An 18,765-nucleotide genomic window follows, 5' to 3' on the forward strand; every position below is an offset into this window, starting at 1 on the left:
ATCAAATGTTCTTGATAAACGAAGCTTGTCAGCAAGTCGGAGGTTCTTACTTCCGACCCGCCGCCAGTATTTGGGTGGGTCGGAAGCTCTGGGGTGATAAAAACAGAATGTTTAGAATTATTGAGTGCTATTCCTGCCTAGCTGTTGTGCTTTTGAGGCCAGGGCGGCAATAGGCTGCGGCAAGGTTCCGGTCTTAATAACCTCTCGGCCAATGAGTTCCGATCCAATCATGCTCAGGTGGCCACGATCATAGTAAAGCAGCGCGCCATCCTTATAGGCAGAGCAAACTCCGCTTTTGCAAACTTGATCCCTGACGCCAAAAGTGCTGACATTCGGATATCGGTCCGCCAATTCTACGAGAAAGGCATTTGTTTTGCTATCCGATGTCGACGCGAAGATGGCTTTTGAAACGCAATCCATACCAGGGAAGCGGATAGCTTTGGCACTGCACATGCGATCGAGCTCTTCAAACACAGGAACGTTCAAGGCGATGAGCACTTGGTTACCGTTGCTGGCCAATTCGGCAATAGTCTTCTCGAACTGTGCCTGCCCATTCGCTTTTGCGTAGTTATCCCAAGCTGCACCAATGATCACAGTGCGATAGTTTTTTGACTCGGCAAACGCTTTGTTATTGAATTCTTGGCACGATTGCTGTTGAGCCGAAGGTACCAAGCCTTTTAGCTCGCGGACCGGCGGGCAGGAGGAGTGTGAGATATTACGGAGAGCGAAGTGAGAGTTTTCTGCTACAACCTTTAAGTAGCCCACATAGTGGGCTGCATTGGAGTCGCCCCACAGCAGCGTCTCGGCCGGCGTCGACTTATCACCGATCAGGCATCGATCTTGAGTCCATAACTCTGGATCATTCTTGAACATTTGGCAATTGAACGGGAACTTACTTGCTGCTTTCGTGTTGAAATCATGCTGATTCAGTTGCGCGAGATACACTTTGCCAGAAGCTGTGGACCATAGCCCTTTATTTTGGACCAGAACATAGCTCACGGCAATAACTGCAAGGCTTGTTGCAAAGATCGGAGTTGCTTTAGTGATTAGCCATCGCGGCGAATGCGATCGGAAGGGGGTTTCGATCAGACGGTAGGTGAGTTCGGTCAGTCCCCACATTAGCAGAGCACAGGTGATGCCCCCGGCCAGAGTGGGCTCTCCGTAGGCATAACGATAGAAAGCCAGCACCGGCCAGTGCCAGAGGTAGAGGGAGAACGAACGGAAGCCAATTTTCCGAGCAATAGGGTTTGCGAGAATTTTAGGAAGCAGGCCAGCCTGATTGGATCCCCCAAGAATCAAAAGGGCCGCACCAACCGATGGGATGATAGAGCGAATGCCAGGGAATCCTCCTTTCTCATCGAGCATGACTAGTGACACAGCGATGAGCGCTAGGCCCACGAAGCTGGCAACATTCGCCACAGCAGTGCTAACACGGCGAGAATCCTGCCACAGGAAAAGCAATGCGCCGATCAGCAATTCGCCTGCACGAGAAGGCAGCATATAGTAGGCAAATGATGGTTCTCGAGTTACGTAGTATTCGCTTACCGCGAACGAGGCGATCGCGATAATCACAGCGCTGGCCGCAAGCAAGCGCTTACCACCCAGTTTCATGGCAATGATCATCAGGGCTGGCCACACTAGGTAAAACTGCTCTTCAACACCCAAAGACCACATGTGTAGTAGGGGCACGGTTTCAGAGGATGGCGCGAAATAGCTGGTGTCCAGGAATAGCCAGAAGTAGATGTTCGCGGCTGAAAGTGCAGCAGCGATGGAGGAACCCGATAGATCTTTAACATCGGCCGGCATCATCAGCAGAGATCCAGTGATTAGCGTAATAGCTGTGACGAAGATCGCCGCCGGTAAGATTCGACGCACCCGGCGACCATAGAAGTCAGCGAATGAGAAACTCGGGCCGTTGCCATAGATGATTCCAGTGATCAGGAACCCGGAAATGACGAAGAACGCGTCTACACCGACAAAACCGCCGGGTAGCCATTGCTTGTTGAAGTGGAAGAGTGTTACAGCCAAGACGGCCAGTGCCCTCAGTCCATCGATGTCTGGGCGATAGGCTAATTTCTTACTATGCATTTACTGAATCCCTTGGAGCTTTCAAAGGTTACGATGATACCGTTTTGCTTTGCTCTTGGCCTAGGATTTCTCACAAGGACATGTTGGTTTGATGTATTGCCGCCAAATAGTGCGAAGGCGGCGAAGATTGAAAGATATCCTATTAGTTTTATCTGAATGGTCCAGAGTACATAGTTGTAGCGACTATCTCCCAGAGCTAGTGCGCCATAAATTGCGGCTCGGATCGCTCCGCCCCATGTAGCGTTGAATAGATAGAGTGTGGAAAGTACCGGGGTAGGAGTCACATTCGGAGCTCCATAAGCGCCGAGCTTCATGAGAGTACATCCGATCAGAACAGATATGGCGACGGGTACACCTAAGCAGACATAGCGTTTGACAGCGGCTTTGCGAATAGCATCCAGGAAATTTATGTGCCTTGAAACGCTATAGGTGAGAACTAGCCCGCTCAAAATAAAAAAACATTGAGACGGAGAAACCGCCACGGTAAAAAAAGAGAATGGGCTATCAGACCACTCTATTCCGTCTAGCGGGCGACCTTTGGTGCGTTGGTCTAGATGCATGGCTGGATAGTACCAGAATAACGCATGGGTAAATATCACGATCACGGCAGCAATGCCGTGAATCCATCCAGCTTGGATAGACTCATTTTTTGAGGTCCGCTTATCATTATTTATTTTAATCCTATAATTGTGCTTAGATGGTTATCTGCTTCAATTTTCGGTTAAAAAAATCAAAGGCGATTTTTTTGTTTAGCTGCTTGATTGGTAGTACTCGGTTGCGCTCAGGTGAGCTGTTCGGGTTCATGGCATGATGAGCGGGCGAGATACTTAGGGGAGATTTGCAATACATCTTGAGCCATTTTTTTCTTGATCTCGCGGCGGGAGAACTGTTGCACAAAATCATGGCGTGACGTTTTCTGTATCTTCAGACGGTGTAATGCATCAATAGCACTGTCGATATTGCAGGGAGGGAATAGTGCTGCGTTTTTGATTCGTTTCTGTGCGAACCTTCCAGCGTAGCCCGACAAGCCGCCCCAGATTGGTTTGTCTGTCGCGGCGTACTCGAAAAGTTTGGAGGGCAGTACGCGACGGAAGGCCTTTAAATTATTGAGATGTAGAAACAAAACATCAGCTTGCTGATAAATACGCAGCAATTGCTCGCGCTTCATCGGTGGCGAAATTCGTACGTTCTTGACTTCAGCGCGATCAAGAGCCTTTCTCAAAGTTTCCAGAGCACCGCCGGCTCCTATTAGATGAAAATCGACCTTGTCAGCCAAACGCTTAGCCAATTCGGGAAGGATTTGATGTAGCCCTTGCCCAGTTCCAATATTGCCGGCATATACAACCTGCAACTTTTCAGAGCGGTCTTGGGGAGCAGGCAGTTGAGGGGTTGGAAACTGCTCGATGAATAGATCATCTACACCATTGGTGTAAAGCGTGAACTCCCGTCCAGGGTAGCGGGTGGTAAAATAAGGCAAGAAACCTGGAGAGATAAGGTTCACCCTCGTTGCTTGGCTGACTGTCCACCGCTCTATGGGGGAGAAGATTGATGCAGCTAATTGGCCCCAGCGAAGTGGGAGTAATTCTCGTAAGGTGTCTACGAAGATGTCGCGAATGTCGAGATATAGGCCGCATCCGTTGCGTTTTGAGATCAGGGCACCTAGAGATGCTGTCATCAGTCGTGATGATGTAGCAAAAACCAGATCATACTTTTTCTTACGAGTGATCTTTAAGGCATTGAAAGCGAAGCTGGCAAATGCTCTCGCTTGATCCCTAATACCACTCCGATGCGCAGGAACGTCAATCCGCCTGATTGTCAGTAGCGGTAAGCGCTCAATATTCACCGCAGTGGCCCTGAAGGAGTGGTATCGGTTCGGTTGAGTGGTAACAACTTCAATCTCAACGTGATCGCCCAGTTCGGCACGAAGTGCATTGACAAGTGCTTCCGCACGGAATGAACCAGCAGAAAGGTCTGGTGGATAGTAGAAACTCAGCAGGAGGATCCGCGTGGTCATGATCTTGCCTGCGGTGAGTTTGATGCCGGGGAAAGGACCTGTTGGTACAAATCAATCAGACGCGACTCCTGCTCCTCCCAGTTCAAGGTGCTAGAAGTAATGCGTGCATTCTGCGAATAGACGTTACGCAAGCTGGCATCGGAAACCAGTTTGCTGAGGGCTTTTGCAAGAGCCGTTGCATCATTGGCTGGAACGAGCAGTCCAACATCATGGCTACGCACGATGCGGCGGATCTCCGGAAAATCCGTCGCGACAACTGGTAACCCGGCATTCAAGTACTCAAACAATTTATTCGAGTCGGTGGTGTAGTGATTAAGGCAAGTGTTCTCAATCGGTTGTACACCAATGTCCGCAGAGGCCGTATAGCTGGGCAGTTCTGCAAGCGCCACCGTTGGTATGAAGCGCACTCGCTCTTGCAACTCCAGCTCTTCACTAAGCCGCATCAGGCTGTGAGTTAGGCGTCCTCCACCGATGAACACGAAATAGGCATCTGGTACATTTGCGGCGGTATAAATGAGTTTTTCGAGGCCACGGCCTTGTTGCAGGCCACCTTGATAAACAATGATTGGCCAATGCTCAGTCAGACCAAGCTCCTCACGAATTCGGTTTGTGGGGCTGCAATGCGTCAACCGTGGACGGTTCTGGAGCACTGTCGGTCGTGTGATGTGATATGCCCGGGCAAAATACTTTGCGCGAGCATCCGTGGTCGTGATCGTGCCATCTGCTGTGGGCATAAGTCGTTTCTCAACCATGCCCACCAGTCGGCGGAAGCTGTCGTAACCTTCACGACTGGTACTGATTTCATGGGCGTCGTAAACCAGGCGTGCACGGCTCAACCGAGAGGCCAGCCAAGCTGTCGGCAGTGTGTTTACATCGTGTGAGTGGACCACGCTTGCGCCATAGCGGACCATATGAACGAGAAGGCCTATGTGGGTCCAGGCGCGGGCGATGAGGCGCAATATCTGATGTTTAAAACTTAGTTTACCAATGGGTCCCTGACTTGTGCTGGTCTGAGAGGACTTTGCGGAAGCGGTTCTTCCTTTACGCCAACGCCACAGCGGGCTACGTGCTACGCGGAAGACTTCGATTCCGCCTTCCAAGCTCTCTTGCTGCTGTGTAATGCCGGGAGTGTGTAAGGCGAATACTCGGACTTGATAACCCGCCCCTTGCAATGTCTGGGCTTCCTTGAGTACTCGGGCATCATTAAGAAACTCATTCCAGACGATCATAGCGATTTTTTTCATTTAATAGACTCCTGCCCAACTTTTTGGGGTTTTTCTGCCTCAGTTGCAGCAAGAATGTCATCCAGCAGCCTTAATGCAGCTGGATAGTCCTTCCTTAGCAGGAATTTTTCAAAACTATACATGAATGCCGACAGCACAATATCATCGGTAGTCGTGTTTACGAGGCTTGGGCGCTGGCTGCGAGCAGCTTCGATAGCCTTGCAAAGGCGCTCCTTTTCACCGACGGGCCAGTTGCTTCCAACAGCTTCAATCCGCCAACTACTCCAGTGGCTAAGTTGATACTGATGTGAGGCGGAAACAAGTAGTGCCTCTGAAGTGATGTCCAGTGATACGATCTGTCGCGGTAGATCGTTGAGTCTTCCGACAATCAGCTCAAAAGAGTCGAGAAGGCGTTCTACCTTATCTGCCTCTTCAGGGGTGGAGCAGACAAAACGCAGCGGTTCTATGATGTTCCTGTCCAGGCGTTGCTCCAGATAAGGGCGGGTACGGCTGAAACGCAGTATTAATTCTCTGGCTGGTTCGCAACGAAGAAGCTGCTCGTTAATTGCTACGACGCCATCGCCAATTTGACGACGGATCAGTTTCTTATGGCCATTTAGGCGGAAGAGGTGGCAATCGACTCCATGTAGCAAGTAATGTCCAAGCCACTTGAGTGATGGCAGATCTGGTTGATACTTGAGTAGCAAACGTTCCTGCTCAGCCAGAGTGGCAATGTTGTTGCCGAATAGCTTGGCTAAGTACTCTTGAGGGTTTTCGTTATCCAGTACGGTGATGTGAAATGCATAAACATCTACAGCATCAATCTGGTGCCAGCTGATTTGCAGCCCATTGCTAGTATCGACACCCGCTTGGCCCATGAGTGTTTCTGCCCAGGCTTCACGACTGGAAGGACTAAGCAGGCATTCGAGTTGCTGGTTGTTCTGCCGTTGTTCGAGTAATGGCTGGGACTGGAAGAACATGGCATTGATCTGACGATGCTGCATGCGCAAGCTGACAACGTCCTGCACCATGCTGGTCAAGCGCTGCAAGGCTTGGCGCATAACCAGTACCGCAATGACTGCATGAAATATGCGCTGGTGTGGGAAGTACAAGAAGTCGGCAACCAAGCAAAAAAAACTAAGCAGGAACCCAGTGGCTGAAAGCGCATTGAGAATGTTGCTGTGGTTTTGCTGGAAATGGACCTGAGCTTTCGGGCTGAAATTGTACGCCGTGATGCACAATAGTGTGGCAAGCACGGTGTAGCCGAATACGACGACTAGTAGCTTTGGATAGATTATCAGGAGGGTCATGGTGCTAATGACAAAGAAAAGCGCCGCAGCCATGGCTCGAGTGAATCTCGAGTATGCATAGACCGCAATTTTTTCCTGATTTTCAAACATATTTAGTTTGGCGCTGCGTAATAGCAAAGCTCGCGCACCTTGACGGCAGCGGTAAGCGATCAACAGCTCACTGAGCAGATAGAGCACATAGCACACTGCCGCGGCCGCACTAAGAGATACGATCAAGTGGTTTTTCTTTAGTACTTGGAAAGCGCTGGGAAAGTAATTCGGTATTTTTTCCGAGCCCAGTAAGATAATTACCTTTAATGGAAGGAAAAAGGCGAGCAGCAGGAAAAACTGGCTCGCCAGGGTTGTGATCTGCACAGTAATGGTCGTGAAGGGCACAACCCGCAGAAGCTTGATGCCTATCGACAGGCACCAGCCTAGCGTCGATCTAATATGATGCTGAAGCTTCATCTGGAGATGATATTTTCAATAGTGTGGTTCGACGCTGGTTTGATCATTTTTCTTGCCAGTAAAGAGTTGCAATGGTCATAGTCTTTGCGTCGTTGTTGACAGTGGTATAAATGCCGCCGATTACTGGCAGGTCTTTCTTGTAGTACTGGACCTTGAATTGGCTGCTGTCACTGCTGATAATCTTGCGAGTAAAGCCTGCGTTCTGCAAGTGCATGTATACATCGTTCTCGGCCAGTTTGTCTGCGGTCGAATAGCTGTATTCGTGCAAGCTCATTTTCCCGGCGCTGTTCGGCTTTGCATAAGACTTCATGTGCTTGGCGTTCAGCTGTAAGATCGAACCGTCGGTCAGAGTAAGTTTCGCTTTAGACATCGCACTTTCTGCGGCTTGGGAGTCAGTTTTTGCAGGGTCGATGTCTTGTTGATCGCAGCCGGAAATGGCGAATGCAAACAGGGAAAGTAGAGCGGCGGTTTTGATTTTCATGTTCCGGTTATTCCTTTGGATCAAATCATGACTCGTGCGAGTAGCTGTTTGGCAACAGTTTTGTAGTAGGTGCTGTCGTAGTGGTAGGGACAGAATGCCCACTTATGATCGCCACCCGCAACCAGCCCAGCTTCCAAACCACCTATTTGCTCAACGGCGGTGGAGGAGTCTTCAAGGCTGGCAAGCATGGGGTCAATAATCGAATTATTAAGTTCGATCAAACGTTCAAATTCACCGCCTTTGAAACTTTCAACTGTATTGTCAGACCTATAGTTCTGCGCCCAAGTCGCCTTGTGAACAAAAATATTCGGACAGATAGTCGAAACTCTATCAATGAATGCGGGAAGGGCCCACTCCCGAAGCTGCTGGACCTCAGGGCTCCAAGGTCGCTTAATTTCATGGGCGATGCCTTTGCGTTCAAGTGCTTTCAATAGCGGACCGCTAGCAGACATGAGCGAGTTTTGGTGCTGAATTATACCGATTCGCTCGTCAATGAAATCTATAATTACGATGTCAGGTCTTGACTGCTCAAGCAACTGCCAATGAGATTTCATTTTGTCCAATTGGGAGCAGGACCCCTCAAAAGAACTGGAATCAATTGTGATCCTGGGGTCAGTGCACGGAGGAGCCATCCACGAGATTACAGAAGTTCGTGCCATGTAGAAGCAAACTTCAAAATTGCTTAACGCGCCCTTCTGGAAGTCGAACAAATCTCGCGTGGCTGGTGATCCGAGAATTGCAACGCGGATTTTATCCTTGAGTGGGCCAGCAGGATTAGGGCGTACTGCGGTACGTTCAAGCCTTGCTTTTCTGGCCATTAGAGCATCAAGGGCGGTATTTGGTTGCTCTGTGCCTTTATTCAGCTCTACCTTAATTTGGTTGCGCACGTTACCAAGTTTTTCAAGATACTTGTGCGGCATGCCAATAGGTGATTGCTTCAGAAGCGCCGAAAGGAAATCGAGGCGCTGTTGGCTCAGGCCGAAAGCACGCAGCTGTGATTCTTCTAGCCCCGTAGTTTTGTTTGTGTCACCAAGAATGCGTGCTCGGGCACCGAAAAAGTAGGAGTCACTCAAAGGATGCTTGGTATAGGTGTAAAGCGGCTGCTTTGACTTGAGCAGAATGTGCTTGGCGTTGACCTCCTGCTTTTTCAGGGTTTCAACCACCATATGGTGGGCATACTGAGTGATGCTCCGAGTCTTTTTGCCGCTAGTCTTGTCCACCAGTGTCAGAGCAAGTGCCAATGTGTCGTAGGTCACGGCACGGTAGCAGTCATCGGATGGAAGGAACTCAAGGCCATTGTGCAGCGAAATCAATAGCATGCCTTCGGAATGTTCTTCCGACCGCGCATGCTGCTGGATGGTATCTATCACATCGTGATGAATGCAGTCATCGTCATCTATTCGCGATGTGAGCACAATATCATCACGCGTCTGATCCAAGATTTTAGTCACTTCCCTGTTGGTCAGTGAGTAATCACTGACCTTAAGCGTCTTGGCATTTAAGCCCGACGAAATAATTGCCGCCTCAAGGCGCGCTAGGTGTAGGACTGGGAGAGCTTCGTCTATGAAGATCGTCCACTCAAAGTCTCTGTTGCGTTGGTTGGCGAGGGACGGGAAGACCGTATTGGTGAAAATCTCCAGCCGATACGACAACCACAGTTCATCCTTGATTCCGATGCCAAAGTTGGTGAAAACGTAATGTTTCAAAGACTTGCTCATATCTACTTCAAACGTCTCGGAATATATTTAGTTCAAGGGTGGCCATCTTCTTCCAATCGCTTTGGCTGCGCACGCGTTCTGCGGCTTGGCGCGACAGTGTAGAGAACAGCGCTTGATTCAGGTATATGCGTTCAAGTGCCTCGGCCAGTTGTACCGCGCTTTCAGGTTCGACGACAAAACCACTTTCGTTATCCACGAACTCAGGGATTGCTGCCACACCGGTGGTGACAGGGACGAGCCCGGATGCCATGGCCTCGTCTCGTGATACGCCTTGGGTATCCATACGGCTCGGGCACAGGAATACTCCGTGCTCTTTGTGCAGCGCGGCGATTTCTCCGTGGTTGAGGAAGCGGCGCTCGATGTGCACATTTGAGTAAGAACGCAGCGGTGCGAGAGTCTCTTCAAACAACGGCCCGTCGCCCACGAGTCGGAACGTCATGTCCTTGAACCATGGTTTTTCGGCCAAAAGCTCAATGGCTTTGACGGTCAGATCATTCGCGTATGTCCGCGACGTATACGGGCGGATAGATAGTACATTTTTACGCTGTTCTACTGTTTTCTCAACGTAGTTGAAATTTTCGGTATTGATGGGGTTGTGAATAATCTCATACTGGCCTTCTGGCAGGCGGAAGCCGAGGTCTTCCATGACTTCTTCTGCAAAATAGCGGGAAACGAACACCAGCTTCAGGTTCTTGTGCATTGGCTGCAGTATTTCACGCCAGAAGCTCATGCGTTTGTCGCTGGCGAGCTTGCCCAACTGCAGTTGTTCGTCAGTACTGAAATTGTATTCGCGGCGCCACCATGGTTGGATTTCAGCACCATGAACCCATACAGTGATCTGGGTGGAATTCAGATGCGGGTGTAGCACACTCCACATATTCTCGTCCAGGAAATGAACGAGAATTGATTTGTAGCTGTTCTTTTCAAGCATTTTTGCCAAAGTAGAGCGGCAGCCGGTAACCACATCGATGTTTTGGAACTCGTGATAGCTGACGGTCTCATTGTCGCGCAGGCGGAAGACATCTACTTCGACGCCTTGTTGCTGATATGCCGACACTCGACTATGTACAAACTTGTTGCGATATAGGTCTGCGTAAGCCGGGTAATGGTTGGTCAATAACAAGTGTTCTCCGCGGCCCATCATTTCAGATGGCTGCAGGTTGCGGTGTCCCAGAACCAGCGCCTTCAGTTCGGTGCTACCCGCAGAGTACGCACGTAGACCGAAGCGAACGTAGACAGCTTCCGGTGGAATATCGGAGGTTTGGTTACGGTTGGCATGTTGCATCACATGGCTGATGCGCTGCTTGTCGGCATCCAGGAACAGCACGACCAATTGGAGGTTCAGGCCTGGCGTGCAGTCAACAAACAGCTTGAGGCGACCATCTTCACAACCCAGTTCATCTACACGGACTTCCTGCTGGGCGTAGATGTACTCATGCTTGCCGTCGGCGAGCTTGGAGTGCACACGCCAGGTATCGCCATCAACGACCAGATCAACGAACTTGTTGCGTATGATGCCAAACATCTCGGCCAAATCGCGCCCCGTGATTTCCGGTGCGTCATGGTTGATCTCTAGCGGGGCAATGGATTGCGCACGCGCTTGCAGTTGATCGATGGTCATGCCGAGGTTCAGCTCAAGGTCATTAACCTTGGCGCTGATGCTTTCCTGGTGTGCAGCACCGTTCTCACAGTAGTTGAACGGGTCGATGGCCAAGCCTTGAGCATGGGTATACTGCAGAGTCGGCAGATTCTTCAGCCAACTGCGCAGTTGCTGGTTGGCTATGATCCCGGTTGCAACCAGCGAGCGGCGGGCGCTCAGCGTCTGGGCTGGGCGGTAGGCTTGTTCATTCGAAAGCAGTTCAACACTTTGGCTTTTGCAAATGAAGTGGGCCGCTTTACCGACAACTTGGGCGCGGCTGTAGCGGGTTGCCAGCGCCAGATCCAGCAGGTAGTTCGGACCGTAGTAGTCGCCAGGCACAAAAGCGGCGACCCAAGGTGAACTGCCAACCAGTTCACTGAGTGTAGTTTTCTTCAAATCGCCAGGCTTAAGCACCTGGATGCGTGGATCATCGCCGACTATGCTGCTCTGATAGGCATCGCTGATGATGACCATTCTGACTTGGCTATAGGTCTGGCGATCCAGGTTGGCACGCAACAAATCGAACTGCTGGCGGTCTTGCGCTTCGCCAATGACCACAATCTCCGGCAGGCGCTGGGCCTTTGCGGTACCGGTGACCTTGCTCATCACGTATTCCAGGCGCTGAGTGTAGGTATGCTCCTGCATTACTTTGCGCAGGGCAGCCAGCCGCAGCTTGTCGGTGTTCAGCGGGTCTTCCGCCAGCAGTTGCAGGCGGCGGAGCATTTCTTCGCCGTTGTCGGTGGTAACAACCAGGTCGCCGAACAGCAGGCGTACGCCGCGAGAGAAGTTGCTCACGGTGAGGGTATTGCAGCCGAGCAGTTCGAAGACGCGACGGGCAAACATCGATTGCGATTGCTTGATCGAGTTCAGGTTGATCGCGTAGCGATAGCCCTTGTAAGCCGTGTCGATTTTTTCGAAGGGCAGGGTACCGACGATGTACGGCTGGTATTCCGCAGGGAACTGGTAGTTGACGTCGTTCTTGCCGAAGTTGCGATCGAAGATTTCCAGCGGACGGAACTTCGGCAACTCGCAGACGAAGTTGCCCAGGTCGCGGGTACGCTCCGGGTAACGCGCGTAGTAGGCACCAGCGAAGCAGAAGGCGTCTTTGCGCTCGTACAACTCGATCGGGTTATGCAGCGCTGGCTGGCAGGCGAACGGCAGCAGGTAGACGCGGTCGTGACCGAGCGCACTTTTATAGCGGTGAATGCAGTCGATATCGGTGGTGAATACATGATCGAACTGCTTGGCCGTGGTCAGGAAGGTCTCGAAGTGAACCGGATCTTCCTTGTTCCAGAACAAAGTTGGTACCTTGTTCTGACGGCACCAGGCCAGAATGTCCTGCAGTTCCTGGCCGTTGTGGCCTACTTTGCTGCCCCACAGGTCATCCTTGCCGCGCCAGGCGGACTCGATGAACAGCAGTTCTGGAGCAAACCCTTCGATTTCTGCTTTCCAGTTGGCTGGCGTCAGCGGCCTCAGGTCGCATTCAAAGCGGTAGGATCCGAAAGTGAACTCATCCATCACGCACGCCACTTTCAGACGGCTGACAGGCTGATCGACCTGGCGTAGAAGAGTAGTACGGCTCTGCTCGCTGGTCGGCAGGGCCGCCGGCAGCTTCAGGTAGTTCTCGTCCTGTACGACAGGTGGTGGCGGCAGCACCTCCTTGCGTGGTTCGTTGGCCAGCAACTTCTGCTCGTTTTGCTGGCGTTGCTGGCTGGCTTTGCGGTACAGGCGTAGCAGGCGTACGGGCAGCTTTACCAGACCGCCCAGCGAGGTGGCGCTGTTCTTTATCTGGTAGCCCAGCTGATAGGTCATGCTTGCGCGGGTTTTCACCAGGCGCTGCTCTGCCAGGTTGCGCTGGGCGTTAGCGCGACCGAGGCTTTCATTGAGCTCATCGATCTTCTGTTGTTGAGCGGCGCTGCGTTCAAGCAACTGACTGATGCTGGCCTTCAATTGCGGGATTTGTTCGCCTGTCAGGGCGCGGTACTTCATGTTTGCTGCGCCAAGGCCTGCCTTGGACGAGTTGAGCTCGGTTTCAAGTTGTTGGCGCAGACCTTGCCACTCTTTGTTGGTGGCAGCGAGGCTGGCTTCGGCTGCCTGGCGGCTGGTGCTTTCAAGCATCAGCTGCTCTTCAAGCATGTCTTTGGCCTGGCCAAGCGACTCAACGGCTTCTGTCAGAGTCGCTCGCGCTTCTTCAGATTCAGTGTTGGCGAGTGCCAGCTTATGCAACTGTTCTTCCAACTGGGAACGTTGTTCAACCAAGGCATTGATGGAGCTTGCCTGGGCACTGTGCTCACGCTGGCTTTGCGCTTGAGCGTCGTACATTAACTGCAACTGCTCTTCCAACTGGGAACGTTGTTCAACCAAGGCATTGATGGAGCTTGCCTGGGCGCTGTGCTCACGCTGGCTTTGCGCTTGAGCGTCGTACATTAACTGCAACTGCTCTTCCAACTGGGAACGTTGTTCAACCAAGGCATTGATGGAGCTTGCCTGGGCACTATGCTCACGCTGGCTTTGTGCTTGAGCGTCGTTCATTAACTGCAACTGAGCTTCCAATGCAGCTTGTTGAGCGCGCAGATCAGTGATGGTGGCGATATGGCTATCGATGACTTCTCTCGCCTGAACCAACTGATTGGTTACATCTTTTAACTGCTTTTCCTGCGCCAGTTGCTTCTCTGCGGCGCCCCGCAGTTCCTCAGTAGTCTGCGTCAATTGCCTTTGTGTTTCGGCGTGCTGATCCTGTAGCTTCTGGTAACGCTGTTCCGCGCCTGCGAGGCTTTGTACGCGAGACTCCTCAACCGCCACGAGTTTTTGTTCCTGTAGTCCATATTGTTCGGTAACTACACGATACTTTTTGTTGGCCTCCACCAGCCGCTGCTTGACCTCTTCAAACTCATGGGCAATCTGAGCCTTGGAGTCGAGGCATTCCTGGTTGGTTTTTTGCAGCGTTGCAATGTCTGCTTCGCGGTTTTGCAACTGTTTGGCAAGCGCATCAGCCTTTTGGGCCTCGGGTTTGAGCTGGGCGATCTGCTCAGTAGCACTGCGGTACTTTTTGTTCGCTTCATCCAGACGCTTGCTGATTGCGCCGAGATTTCCCCGCAACGTGCGCTCGATGGCTTCGAACGCCTTTTCCAGTTCACGAATGCGATCAACAGTCAGCGAGTCGATTACACCTGGCTTATGCGTTTCGCTCTTCACCGCAACGATGCCCAGCCACTTGCCGAGGACCTTGACTTCGACAATCTGCAAGTGCTCGGCCAGCAACCGGAACGGTTCCATCAGGTAGAAGGTGTGTTTGTGGTCAATGAAGTCATTGACCCCGAACGGTACGGTAATCACCAGGCGGCCACCCTGCTTGAGCAGGTCGTGGGCCTTCTCGACGAACAGCTCCGGTCGTACCAGGTGTTCGAGCACTTCGCTGATGACAATGGTTTCCGGTTCTACCTCGAGCGTATCCAGCGCGAGGAAGTCTGAATTGATATACGTGACGTTCTGCTGGATGTGGGCAGGTTCGGCAGACAGGTAACCCTTGGCCTCTGCGATGGCCTGCGGGCTGGTGTCCACACCGGTGACCTGGCAGCCCTCACGGGCCAGCAGCAGGGGCACGATACCCTGCGAGCAGCCGACATCCAGGATCCGGCGCCCTTTGACCTGAGCGCAGATCCAATGGATGCGGGACTGCGTTTCCCGCATGAACTGCTCCCCCAGCTTGCCGTAATAGGCTTCCATCACACGGTCATGAATATCGGCCAAAGGTGAAGGCAGCTCTGTGTTCACGGTAGGTTTCTCAAGCGTGGGGTTGTTCATGCGGTTTGCTCCATCAGGCCTGGGTAACGCCAGCGGCGTCGATCACGAATGCTGCGTCGCGCACGTTGAAGGTGCCGCGGAATTCGCGATGCTTCACCAGCAGTACGTGGATGTCGGCGCTGTCCTGGGCAAAGTCGAAGTCCACGTGCTCGTGGCGCGCCAGGCGCTGTGGCAGGGCTTCGATGTTCGGCTCGACCAGTTGCAGGGTGGCTTCCAGCTCATTGCCCAGGCGCTCGGCAATGCTCAGGGCAGGGCTTTCGCGCAGGTCGTCGATGTCGGCCTTGAAGGCCAGGCCGTAGCAGGCAATTTTCACTTGCTGGGCCGACTTGCCCGGGTTCTTGATCAGGAAGTTGGCCAGGGCCATCTTGACCTTGTCGATCACCCACTCAGGCTTGCTGTCGTTGACCACGCGGGCAGTGCGGATCAGGCGCGCCTGTTCTGGGGTCTGGCTGACGATGAACCACGGGTCGACGGCAATGCAGTGGCCGCCCACGCCCGGGCCTGGCTGCAGGATGTTGACGCGCGGGTGGTGGTTGGCCAGGCGAATCAGCTCCCACACGTCGATGTCCAGCTTGTCACAGATGATCGACAGTTCATTGGCGAAGGCAATGTTCACGTCGCGGAAGCTGTTTTCGGTCAGCTTGCACATTTCTGCGGTGCGGGCGTTGGTGACGATGCACTCGCCTTCAACGAAGGTGCGGTACAGGCGTACGGCCGCTTCAGAGCACTTTCTGGTCATGCCGCCGATGATGCGGTCGTTTTCCACCAGCTCGCGCAGTACGTGGCCTGGCAGCACGCGCTCGGGGCAGTGGGCCACGCGGATGTCGGAATCTTCACCGTGGGTTTGCGGGAAACTCAGGTCCGGGCGGGCCTGGGCGAGCCAGAAGGCCATCTGCTCGGTGGCGCCCACCGGGGAAGTGGACTCCAGGATGACTAGGTCACCCTTTTTCAGCACGGGCGCGATGGCCTTGCTGGCGGACTCGATGTAGCCCAGGTCCGGCTGATGGTCATCCATGAACGGCGTCGGCACGGCGATCAGGAAGGCGTCGGCAGCTTCCGGAACGGTAGAGGCGCGCAGGAAGCCTTCAGTCACGGCAGCGTGTACCACCATGTCCAGCTCAGGCTCGACGATGTGGATTTCACCACGGTTGATGGTGTCGACTGCGTGCTGGTTTACATCGATACCGATTACCTGTTTCTTGCGGGCGGCGAAAACGGCAGCGGTTGGCAGGCCGATATAGCCCAGGCCTACGACGGAAATCTTGTTGAAGCTCATGCTGCGTCCTTGGAGTTAGAGAAGGCGGAAAGTGCGTCGAGGATTCGCGCGCACGCTTTTCCATCGCCGTAGGGGTTATGGGCGAAGCTCATTTCGCGATAGGTCGCATCGTCGGTCAGCAATTTCGCCAGGTTTTCCGTAATCGATTCCACGTCGGTGCCCACCAGTTTGACGGTACCGGCGGCCACGGCTTCCGGGCGCTCGGTGGTGTCACGCATGACCAGTACCGGCTTGCCCAGCGCTGGGGCTTCTTCCTGGATGCCGCCGGAGTCGGTCAGGATCAGGTACGAGCGGGTCATCAGGTAGACGAACGGCAGGTAGTCCAGCGGCTCGATCAGATGGATGTTGTTGACGTCGGCCAGCAGGCGGTTGACCGGTTCGCGCACGTTCGGGTTGAGGTGTACCGGGTAGACGATGTCCACATCAGGGAATTGACGCGCGGTTTGCACCAGAGCCTGGCAGATGCGCTCGAAGCCGCCACCGAAGTTTTCGCGGCGGTGGCCGGTGACCAGCACCATGCGGCGCTCGGGGTTCAGGAAGCTGAACTGGCTTTCGAACTTGTTTTTCAGCTCGGGGCTTTCCAGCTTGCGGACCACTTCCAGCAGCGCGTCGATCACGGTGTTGCCGGTGGTATAGATGGTCGCGGCGTCGGTGCCCTCACGCAGCAGGTTGTCCTGCGAGGTGGAGGTAGGCGCGAAGTGCAGTGCGGCCAGCGCGCCCGTCAGGCGGCGGTTGCCTTCTTCCGGCCATGGCGAATACAGGTTGCCTGTGCGCAGGCCGGCTTCCACGTGGGCAATCGGAATCTGCTGGTAGTACGCGGCCAGGCTGGTGGCCAAGGTTGTTGCGGTGTCGCCGTGCACCAGTACCACGTCGGGCTTGAACTCGGCCAGCACAGGCTTCAGACCCTGCAGGATGGCAGTGGTCACATCGGTCAGGTCCTGGCCGGGCTTCATGATGTTCAGGTCGTAGTCGGGCGTGATCTCGAACAGCTCCAATACCTGATCGAGCATCTGGCGGTGCTGGCCAGTTACGCAGACACGCGACTCGAAACGGTCGTCCTGGGCAAGGTTGAGGGCCAGCGGGGCCATTTTGATGGCCTCTGGGCGGGTGCCAAATACGGTGAGGGTCTTGAGGGACACGGCGACGGTCTTCTGTGTTTTGAGTGAAGGCGATGGGATCTGGTGTTACGGGGGCAGATCACAGGTACTACGCAAATCGGCCGGGGGGAGTGGCCTAGGGGGCTCCACCCACGCGAGCGGGGGGCTTTGAAGGTGGTGAAGAAAAATTCATGTGGCTCGGATCCTTCCAGCTTAGCGGTTGTCCAATGACCGCAAATTTATCATTTCGTCATCAAGATGACATCCCGTATGGCACGTTTTTTTCCGCTGATCGTCCGAATTCGTCCGTATATATCGGAAGATTGGATCCTATTTTTGAAGTTAGTATCAAGAAAAACGATTGTTTGATGTTGTTCAGGCGTTATGCCAAAAAAGTCAATAAGCCGATGTATACGACGAATGGGTGGGAGCCTTGTCCGGCAAGGCTTGTGGGAAAAACAACAGCTTTTGGTCTGAATGAAACCCAGGTTAAACGGGAATTTACCTGGCGGCGATTTGCCATTGCCTCGATTTCATGAAGTTAGCGTGAAATATGGCGTAATGCCATTGTTTTTGGGTTGGCGAAGTTGCTTTTTTTAATGTTGGATTCGGTAACGATTCATCGGATCAAGCGCCTTTTTGCAAAATGGCAGAACCGCTAGGGTTGATTGCACAGCCGAAGGAAACCGGCTGTTGGAAAATGACCAACCTAAGGAGTGTTCACCATGCGTAACAACGTTCTGTCGTACCTGCTGCTGCCGCTGTTCGCCAGCCTGTCCTTTTCCCTTAGCGCCGCCCCGGCCAGCACTACGGCGGTACCCGAGCCGGCACCGGTGGTAATCCAGCAGCAGGGCCAGCAGCCGCAGCGGCTGGATTTGAATACGGCTGATGCGCTTACTTTGCAGAAGGAGCTGAACGGAATAGGCAAGGCCAAGGCCGAGGCCATAGTGGCCTATCGGGAGGCCAATGGGCCGTTTGCTTCGGTGGATGAGCTGCTGGAGATCAAGGGGATTGGTAATGCGTTGCTGGAGCGTAACCGGGACAAAGTGATGGTGGAGTAAGGAGGGGAAGGGCTGGGGTTTGTGTCCTGGCCCTGACCTGTGGGAGCGGCCTTGCGTCGCGAATGGGCCGCAAAGCGGCCCCCGGTTTCGGCGGCACTGCAGGAATAGCTGGGGCTGCTTTGCAGCCCTTTCGCGACGCAAGGCCGCTCCCACATGGACCGTATCAGCCGGTCAGATTGTGCCAGCGCCGCCGGGCGTGCTAGCGGTCCTGCGCATCCTTGGCATCCGCTTCGGCATTGCGTTCATGCACCTTGCGCAGCTGTTCTTCGGTCAGTGGCAGTTTTTTTGCCGTATCGCGCAACAGCATCAGCCCGCCGACGATCGAGCCGAGGGCTATGATGAGTATCAGCCAGGCATACCAGGGCATTGTCGTTCTCCTTTGCTGGTGATGGGCAGCGCTTGTACAAATGTTGAGCAATTGCCCGTTCCGTTGGTTCAATTATAGGAGCCAGCCACTGCCGGGCCAATTCCGTGACCCGCGGGCCCCACAGCCTGTGCCACATCGTTTACAATTCGCGCCGTCTTCGACTTGCCACGCGACCCTGCCATTTCCGCCTGCCAGACCCCCCTGAGCGTCGCCCTGGATTTCCCTACCCGTGCGGCCGCC

At 53.5% G+C, this 18,765-nt stretch carries 12 protein-coding genes and 1 pseudogene; 3 read left to right on the forward strand and 10 right to left on the reverse strand.

Going from position 1 to position 18,765, the window contains the following annotated elements; translation table 11 throughout:
- Positions 1-117 precede the first annotated feature (117 nt).
- The 9 genes from JV551A3_RS09665 to wecB form a co-directional block, all read right to left on the reverse strand.
- Complete coding sequence (locus tag JV551A3_RS09665) at positions 118-2,088, reverse strand: acyltransferase family protein (protein ID WP_133978631.1); 1,971 nt, start codon at positions 2,086-2,088, stop codon at positions 118-120.
- A 781-nt stretch (positions 2,089-2,869) separates the two neighbouring features.
- Complete coding sequence (locus JV551A3_RS09675; RefSeq protein ID WP_133978633.1) at positions 2,870-4,102, reverse strand: glycosyltransferase family 4 protein; 1,233 nt, start codon at positions 4,100-4,102, stop codon at positions 2,870-2,872.
- Positions 4,099-5,346 carry a glycosyltransferase family 4 protein gene (locus JV551A3_RS09680; RefSeq protein ID WP_133978635.1) on the reverse strand — a complete coding sequence of 416 codons (1,248 nt, stop codon included), beginning with the start codon at positions 5,344-5,346 and terminating at the stop codon, positions 4,099-4,101. Before JV551A3_RS09680 ends, JV551A3_RS09675 begins: the two co-directional genes overlap by 4 nt.
- Positions 5,343-6,989: a hypothetical protein gene (locus JV551A3_RS09685; protein ID WP_133978637.1), complete on the reverse strand. Its 1,647-nt coding sequence runs from the start codon at positions 6,987-6,989 to the stop codon at positions 5,343-5,345. Before JV551A3_RS09685 ends, JV551A3_RS09680 begins: the two co-directional genes overlap by 4 nt.
- Positions 6,990-7,125: 136 nt before the next feature.
- Positions 7,126-7,563: a hypothetical protein gene (locus JV551A3_RS09690; RefSeq protein WP_133978639.1), complete on the reverse strand. Its 438-nt coding sequence runs from the start codon at positions 7,561-7,563 to the stop codon at positions 7,126-7,128.
- 20 nt (positions 7,564-7,583) lie between these two features.
- Positions 7,584-9,281, reverse strand: a complete 1,698-nt coding sequence (locus JV551A3_RS09695) for a DUF6270 domain-containing protein (RefSeq protein ID WP_133978640.1) — start codon at positions 9,279-9,281, stop codon at positions 7,584-7,586.
- A gap of 7 nt (positions 9,282-9,288) precedes the next feature.
- A complete protein-coding gene (locus JV551A3_RS09700) occupies positions 9,289-14,724 on the reverse strand; it encodes a glycosyltransferase family protein (RefSeq protein WP_133978642.1) in 5,436 nt (1,811 codons plus the stop codon).
- A 13-nt stretch (positions 14,725-14,737) separates the two neighbouring features.
- Positions 14,738-16,000, reverse strand: coding sequence for a UDP-N-acetyl-D-mannosamine dehydrogenase (wecC, locus tag JV551A3_RS09705; RefSeq protein ID WP_133978644.1), 1,263 nt, complete (start codon positions 15,998-16,000; stop codon positions 14,738-14,740).
- The gene (gene wecB, locus JV551A3_RS09710; RefSeq protein ID WP_133978646.1) at positions 15,997-17,139 is read right to left on the reverse strand and encodes a non-hydrolyzing UDP-N-acetylglucosamine 2-epimerase; all 1,143 of its coding nucleotides are present in this window, start codon (positions 17,137-17,139) and stop codon (positions 15,997-15,999) included. The genes wecC and wecB overlap by 4 nt, the downstream gene beginning before the upstream one ends.
- A 149-nt stretch (positions 17,140-17,288) precedes the next feature.
- On the opposite strand from wecB, the gene JV551A3_RS09715 reads away from it, so the two are divergent.
- Positions 17,289-17,636, forward strand: coding sequence for a hypothetical protein (locus JV551A3_RS09715; protein WP_133978648.1), 348 nt, complete (start codon positions 17,289-17,291; stop codon positions 17,634-17,636).
- Between the two features lie 186 nt (positions 17,637-17,822).
- Positions 17,823-18,158, forward strand: a complete 336-nt coding sequence (locus JV551A3_RS09720) for a ComEA family DNA-binding protein (RefSeq protein ID WP_133978650.1) — start codon at positions 17,823-17,825, stop codon at positions 18,156-18,158.
- 199 nt (positions 18,159-18,357) lie between these two features.
- On the opposite strand, the gene JV551A3_RS09725 is transcribed toward JV551A3_RS09720, so the two are convergent.
- Positions 18,358-18,525, reverse strand: coding sequence for a DUF2897 family protein (locus JV551A3_RS09725; RefSeq protein WP_010952850.1), 168 nt, complete (start codon positions 18,523-18,525; stop codon positions 18,358-18,360).
- Positions 18,526-18,669: 144 nt separating this feature from the next.
- Between JV551A3_RS09725 and JV551A3_RS09730 the strand changes: the two are divergent.
- Positions 18,670-18,765 (forward strand): annotated as a pseudogene (locus JV551A3_RS09730) (orotidine-5'-phosphate decarboxylase); the annotation flags it as partial.

The organism is Pseudomonas inefficax (genome assembly GCF_900277125.1).
GTDB classification, from domain to species: domain Bacteria; phylum Pseudomonadota; class Gammaproteobacteria; order Pseudomonadales; family Pseudomonadaceae; genus Aquipseudomonas; species Aquipseudomonas inefficax.

What these genes read in the sequence shown, in the direction of transcription:
- JV551A3_RS09695 (WP_133978640.1), bottom strand. Translation starts at nt 9,281, where the DNA reads ATGAGCAAGTCTTTGAAACATTACGTTTTCACCAACTTTGGCATCGGA.
- JV551A3_RS09665 (WP_133978631.1), bottom strand. Translation starts at nt 2,088, where the DNA reads ATGCATAGTAAGAAATTAGCCTATCGCCCAGACATCGATGGACTGAGG.
- JV551A3_RS09725 (WP_010952850.1), bottom strand. Translation starts at nt 18,525, where the DNA reads ATGCCCTGGTATGCCTGGCTGATACTCATCATAGCCCTCGGCTCGATC.
- JV551A3_RS09690 (WP_133978639.1), bottom strand. Translation starts at nt 7,563, where the DNA reads ATGAAAATCAAAACCGCCGCTCTACTTTCCCTGTTTGCATTCGCCATT.
- wecC (WP_133978644.1), bottom strand. Translation starts at nt 16,000, where the DNA reads ATGAGCTTCAACAAGATTTCCGTCGTAGGCCTGGGCTATATCGGCCTG.
- JV551A3_RS09715 (WP_133978648.1), top strand. Translation starts at nt 17,289, where the DNA reads ATGTGGCTCGGATCCTTCCAGCTTAGCGGTTGTCCAATGACCGCAAAT.
- JV551A3_RS09720 (WP_133978650.1), top strand. Translation starts at nt 17,823, where the DNA reads ATGCGTAACAACGTTCTGTCGTACCTGCTGCTGCCGCTGTTCGCCAGC.
- JV551A3_RS09680 (WP_133978635.1), bottom strand. Translation starts at nt 5,346, where the DNA reads ATGAAAAAAATCGCTATGATCGTCTGGAATGAGTTTCTTAATGATGCC.
- JV551A3_RS09675 (WP_133978633.1), bottom strand. Translation starts at nt 4,102, where the DNA reads ATGACCACGCGGATCCTCCTGCTGAGTTTCTACTATCCACCAGACCTT.
- JV551A3_RS09700 (WP_133978642.1), bottom strand. Translation starts at nt 14,724, where the DNA reads ATGAACAACCCCACGCTTGAGAAACCTACCGTGAACACAGAGCTGCCT.